The 3,095-nt window shown below is 68.2% G+C and carries 2 protein-coding genes; one reads left to right on the top strand and one right to left on the bottom strand.

All coding sequences use genetic code 11. From position 1 onward, the window contains the following. The coding region (locus ACE5CZ_RS13425) for an ATP-dependent Clp protease ATP-binding subunit (protein WP_374947836.1) at positions 1-1,938 on the bottom strand (1,938 nt) is incomplete at its 3' end. A gap of 247 nt (positions 1,939-2,185) precedes the next feature. Between ACE5CZ_RS13425 and ACE5CZ_RS13420 the strand changes: the two genes are divergently transcribed. Then, on the top strand, positions 2,186-3,095 hold a 910-nt coding region (locus tag ACE5CZ_RS13420; RefSeq protein WP_374947835.1), incomplete at its 3' end, for an SWIM zinc finger domain-containing protein.

Here is a 3,095-nt window from a genome sequence, read left to right as displayed (position 1 = left end):
CAGCGACAGCCCGCGCTCGGAGACCCGACGGGCGAGCCTGTCGACGTAGAGCGACACGATCTGGGCGAGGTCGTCGTGCGTGAGCGCGGTGAACACCACGATGTCGTCGAGCCGGTTCACGAACTCGGGCTTGAACGCCTGGCGCACGAGCGCCTGCACGGCGTCCTCCTTCTGCTCGGCGGTCAGCGACCCGTCGACAAGGTACTGCGACCCCAGGTTCGAGGTGAGGATCAGGATGGTGTTGCGGAAGTCGACCGTGCGACCCTGCCCGTCGGTGAGGCGGCCGTCATCCAGAACCTGCAGCAGCACGTCGAAGACCTCGGGGTGCGCCTTCTCGACCTCGTCGAGCAGCACGACCGAATACGGACGACGGCGCACGGCCTCGGTGAGCTGGCCGCCCTGCTCGTAGCCGATGTATCCGGGAGGGGCTCCGAGGAGGCGCGCGACGGAGTGCTTCTCGCCGTACTCCGACATGTCGATGCGAATCAGCGCCTTCTCGTCGTCGAACAGGAAGTCGGCGAGGGCCTTGGCGAGCTCGGTCTTTCCGACGCCGGTAGGGCCGAGGAACATCAACGAACCCGTGGGCCGGTCGGGGTCGGCGATGCCGGCCCGCGAGCGCCGGATGGACTCCGACACCGCGACGACGGCGCGCTTCTGGCCGATGAGCCGCTTGCCGAGTTCACCCTCGAGGCCGAGCAGCCGCTCGGTCTGGCCCTGAGTGAGCCGGTCGACTGGGATGCCCGTCCAGGCCGCGATCACACTCGCGATGTCGTCGCTGGTCACCTGGTCGTTGACCATCAGCGGGCCGTCCTGAGGAGCGGCCTCGGCTTCGGCGAGCTGGCGCTCGAGCACGGGGATCTCGGCATAGAGCAGTTTGGAGGCCTGCTCGAGCTTGCCCTCGCGTTGGGCGCGCTCGGCCTTCATGCGCGCGGCGTCGAGCTTCTCTTTGAGCGCGCCGACGAGGTTCAGGTTCGCGCGCTCCTTCTCCCAGCGCTGCTGCAGTTCTTCGAGGGCAGCGCCGCGGGTGTCGAGGTCGTCGCGCAGCTTGACTAGGCGTTCTCTCGACGCGTCGTCTTTCTCTTTTCTGAGCGCGAGCTCTTCGAGCTTGAGGCGGTCGACGCTGCGACGCAGCTCGTCGATCTCGACGGGTGCCGAGTCGATTTCCATGCGCAAGCGGGATGCCGCCTCGTCGATCAGGTCGATGGCCTTGTCGGGCAGCTGGCGACCCGGGATGTACCGGTTCGAGAGCGCCGCGGCGGCGACGAGCGCCGAGTCGGCGATCGAGACCTTGTGGTGCGCCTCGTAGCGCTCCTTGAGCCCGCGCAGGATCGCGATCGTGTCTTCGACGCTCGGCTCACCGACCAGCACCTGCTGGAAGCGGCGCTCCATCGCCTTGTCTTTCTCGATGTACTCGCGATACTCGTCGAGCGTGGTCGCGCCGATCATGCGCAGCTCGCCCCGGGCGAGCATGGGCTTCAGCATGTTGGATGCCGCCACGCTGCCCTCTCCGGCGCCCGCACCCATCAGGGTGTGCAGCTCGTCGATGAACGTGATGATCTGCCCGTCGGCGTCGGTGATCTCCTTCAGTACGGCCTTGAGTCGCTCCTCGAACTCTCCGCGGTACTTCGCGCCCGCGACGAGGGCGGCGAGGTCGAGCGAGATGAGCTGCTTGCCTTTCAGCGAGTCCGCGACGTCGCCCGCGACGATGCGCTGGGCCAGGCCCTCGACGACGGCGGTCTTGCCCACGCCGGGTTCGCCGATGAGCACGGGGTGGTTCTTGGTGCGTCGGGTCAACACCTGGCTGACCCGACGGATCTCGGCGTCTAGCCCGAACACATGGTCGAGCTTTCCAGAGCGATCGATCTCGGTGAGGTCGACGCCATACAGCTCGAGTGCGCTCTTCGCGTCTTCCTGAGCGGGGGACTGCCCTGCCTGCATATGCCTGTCCTTCTTGTTCTCGTGGGGCAAGTTCGACGAGACGCCCTCAAACTTGAGTCTTGCTGACTCAACTTTATCGTTAACGTCGCGTGCGCGCCACCGAATCTTCCGCCCGGAGTTGAGTGGTGTCGTTACGCCCATCCGGAAGCGTCGGAAGGGCACAACGCCGCCACTCGAAAACCGAGTCGCGATCGAGTGGTGTCGAGCGACGAGTCGGATGTCGGCGGGTGCGTGGGAGCATGGATGCATGCCCGAGTCGATCTTTCCGCTCGTCGACGCGACGGAGATCACCCGGCTCGTCGGCCGCAACGCGTTCGAGCGCGGGCAGGCCTACTTTCGCCAGGGCGCCGTCCTCGACGTCTCGTGGAACGCGGCGACCCGGGTGATCACCGCCCTCGTGCAGGGCGGCGCGCCCCATCCCTACGCCTGCTCGGTGACCCTCGGCACGACGGGTCGCGGTTTCCGTCCGATCTTCAGCATGTGCGACTGCCCCGTCGGCATCGACTGCAAACACGTGGCCGCCGCGCTCGTCGACACCAACGCGCGCGCCACGAAGCCGCTCGTGTCGTCGCGGGCCCAGCCCGAGGCATCCGTCGCCGCCGACTGGAAGAGCGTGCTCGGCGCCGCGACGCGGCCAGAGGCCGAGGCCGACACCGCCACGTCTGCGCCGATGGCGCTGCAGTTCGAGCTGCGCGAGCGGGCGACCCACACCCACGACCGGTGGCGAGGCCCGACCAGCACGTCGGCGTCGCCGCGGTCGTCCGCCGCAGTAGCCGCGACCCGCCGGCTCGGCGTGCGGCCCGTGGTGCGCAGCGCATCGACCGGCGCGTGGGTGCGCAACAACCTCACCTGGGGCACCTTCATGCACCAGGCAAACCGTCTGAACCTCGACGCCGCGCAGCACCGCTGGTTCGCCGAGTTCGCCGCTGTGCAGCGGGCGAGCCGGGCCACCTACACGGGGCAAGACCTCGATTGGATCTACCTCGACGAGTTCGCCAGCCCATTGCTCTGGCACCTGCTCGACGAGGCGGCCCGGCTCGGCATCGCGCTGGTGGCGGTGAAGAAAGACGGGCAGGTCGCCGTCGCCCGGCGGGCGAGCGTGGGGCTGGATGCCTCGGCCGACGACTCGGGCGGCCTCGCCTTGGTCACGTCGATCG

Source organism: Agreia sp. (genome assembly GCF_964263775.1).
GTDB lineage: Bacteria > Actinomycetota > Actinomycetes > Actinomycetales > Microbacteriaceae > Agreia.
This window is presented reverse-complemented; position numbering and strand designations above follow the sequence as displayed.